Annotated in this window: 1 protein-coding gene and 3 pseudogenes; 1 reads left to right on the top strand and 3 read right to left on the bottom strand. The window is 73.3% G+C overall.

Annotation, left to right across the window (positions count from 1 at the left end):
* Window positions 1–38: 38 nt before the first annotated feature.
* Window positions 39–494 carry a hydantoinase/oxoprolinase N-terminal domain-containing protein gene (locus ACWNCF_RS01920; protein ID WP_449405819.1) on the bottom strand — a complete coding sequence of 152 codons (456 nt, stop codon included), beginning with the start codon at window positions 492–494 and terminating at the stop codon, window positions 39–41.
* 88 nt (window positions 495–582) lie between these two features.
* Window positions 583–636, bottom strand: a pseudogene (locus tag ACWNCF_RS01915) (hypothetical protein); the annotation flags it as partial.
* Between the two features lie 68 nt (window positions 637–704).
* Here ACWNCF_RS01915 and ACWNCF_RS01910 point away from each other — a divergent pair.
* Window positions 705–2,135: pseudogene (locus tag ACWNCF_RS01910) on the top strand (NAD(P)H-hydrate dehydratase); the annotation flags it as partial.
* A gap of 178 nt (window positions 2,136–2,313) precedes the next feature.
* Here ACWNCF_RS01910 and ACWNCF_RS01905 read toward each other — a convergent pair.
* Window positions 2,314–2,592 (bottom strand): annotated as a pseudogene (locus ACWNCF_RS01905) (hypothetical protein); the annotation flags it as partial.
* Window positions 2,593–2,693 lie beyond the last annotated feature (101 nt).

The following is a 2,693-nucleotide window of genomic DNA, read 5'->3' as shown; positions in this document are numbered from 1 at the left end:
TTATGTCGCTCTACTGGTTCAGTTACGTATTGCTAAGGTTAAAACGGAGGAGTTAGTTGGATGATCCAGCACCTGCCGGTGCAGCCGACGTCGCGAGCGATGCGCGCGACCGCATCCTCGTGCGCGTGGTAGCGATAGCCGTGCATGAACACGATGGCCAGTGCGCGGATTCCGCTGTCGTACGCGGCCTGCAGGTCGCGCCGCGCCGCCGCCTCGTCGAGCGTCGTCACGACGTCGCCGTGCGCGCCGATGCGCTCGGCGATCTCGACGACACGGCCGTACAGCAGCTCGGGCAGCACGATGTGGCGGTCGAACAGGCGCGGACGGTTCTGGTAGGCGATGCGCAGGCCGTCGCCGAAACCCCGGGTGATCGCGAGCGCCGTGGGCTCGCCCTTGCGCTCCAGCAGCGCATTGGTGGCGACCGTCGTGCCCATCCTCGACGGCCTCCACCTGCCCGGCCGGGATCGGCGCGTCCGGCGCCAGGCCGAGCAGATGGCGGATGCCGGCGACGGCCGCGTCGCGGTAGCGTTCCGGGTTTTCAGACAGCAGCTTGTGCGTGACGAGGCCGCCGTCGGGCCGGCGCGCCACGATGTCCGTGAAGGTGCCGCCGCGGTCGATCCAGAACTGCCAGTCCATCATTATCCCCATCGTCAAAGTCAAGCCAGCGGCTATTGTAGTCGCGCGCCGCGCCGATTTTAGCGAAAATGCACGTTCCGCACCGTCGTGCGTTTTCTATCGGAACCAGCATGGACAATCCGCTCTACAGCGTCGCGCAGATCCGCGCCATCGAACAGGCAGCCCAATCGCAACTGCCGCCCGGCGCGCTGATGCAGCGCGCGGGCGAAGCCGCGTCGACGTATGCGCTCGAAGTGCTGGGCGGCCTGCCGACGGGGCGCGTCCTCGTGCTCGCCGGCCCCGGCAACAACGGCGGCGACGCGCTGGAGGTCGCCGCGAACCTCGCCAATCTCGGCGCCGGGGTCGACGTCGTCCACCTCGCCGGCGCGGCGCCGTCGCCGGAAACGCAGCGCGCGCTCGAGCGCGCCCAGGCCAGCCGCGCGCGCTTCATCGACGCGATCGAGGACGGCCGGAGTTGCTGCCTCGTCATCGACGGCCTGTTCGGCATCGGCCTCGCGCGCCCGCTCGCGGGACGCGCGCGCGAACTCGTCGAGGCGACGCGCGGGATGGCCTGTCCCGTGCTGGCGCTGGACGTCCCCAGCGGCCTCGATGCCGACACCGGCAGCGTCGTCGGCCCGGACGGCGTGGCCGTGTGCGCCACGTACACGATCACCTTCCTCGGCGACAAACCGGGCCTGCACACGGGCGACGGCTGCGACCATGCGGGCCGCGTGCACGTGGACCGCCTCGGCACCGCCGGCCTGCACGCGGAGGCGGCGCACGCGCGCCTGAACACGCCCGCGCTGTTCGCCGCCCTGCTCGCGCCGCGCCGGCGCAATTCCCATAAAGGCACGTACGGCGACGTGGCCGTGCTGGGCGGCGCGCGCGGGATGGCCGGCGCGGGCATCCTGGCCGCGCGCGCCGCGCTGTATGCGGGCGCGGGCCGCGTGTTCGTCGCCGCCGTCGATCCGGGCCCGGGCCTGGACCCGGTGCAGCCGGAGATCATGTTCCGCGACGCCGCCGGCTTCGCGTTCGACGGCCGCACGGTCGTCGCCGGCCCCGGCATGGGCGATTCGGCCGGCGCCACGCACCTGCTGTCGAAGGTGATCGACGGCACCGGGCCGCTGCTGGTCGACGCCGACGCGCTGAACCTGTGCGCGGCCAGCCCCGACCTCGCCGCGCGCCTGGCCGCGCACGACGGCGCGACGGTCGTGACGCCGCACCCGCTGGAAGCGGCGCGCCTGCTGGGCGTGACGGCGCCCATCGTCCAGGCGGACCGGCTGGAAAATGCGCGCGAGCTGGCGCAGCGGCTGGACGCGGTCGTCGTGCTCAAGGGCGCCGGCAGCGTCATCGCGCGGCCGGACGGCGAGGTGGCGATCAATGCGACAGGCAATCCGGGACTGGCCACGGGCGGCACGGGCGACGTACTGGCAGGCCTGGTCGGCACCCTGCTGAGCCAGGGCTGGCCGGCATGGGAAGCCGCGCTGGCGGGCGTCTGGCTGCACGGCGCGGCGGCGGACCGGCTCGTCGCCGCGGGCACGGGCCCGATCGGCCTGACGGCGGGCGACGAGCCGGTCCGCCGCCGCGCCGTGCAGCCAGACGCCCGCCAGCGCGGCTTCCCCATGCCGGCCACCCTCGGCTCAGCAGGGTGCCGACCAGGCCTGCCAGTACGTCGCCCGTGCCGCCCGTGGCCAGTCCATGCCTGTCGCATTGATCGCCACCTCGCCGTCCGGCCGCACAATGACGCTGCCGGCGCCCTTGGCGACGCCGACCGCAGGCGACGGCCGGCGCCAGCTCGCGCGCATTTTCCAGCCGGTCCGCCTGGACGATGGGCGCCGTCACGCCCAGCAGGCGCGCCGCAGGCGGGTGCGGCGTCACGACCGCGCCGTCGTGCGCGGCCAGGCGCGCGGTCGGGCTGGCCGCGCACAGGTCCAGCGCGTCGGCGTCGAACAGCAGCGGCCCGGTGCCGTCGATCACCTTCGACAGCAGGTGCGCCGAGAATCGCCCATGCCGGGGCCGGCGAACGACGCTGCAGCCGTCGAAGCCGGCACGTGAACGTGATGCTCAGCTACACCGTG

It is taken from the genome of Massilia phosphatilytica, assembly GCF_977014125.1.
This window is presented reverse-complemented; position numbering and strand designations above follow the sequence as displayed.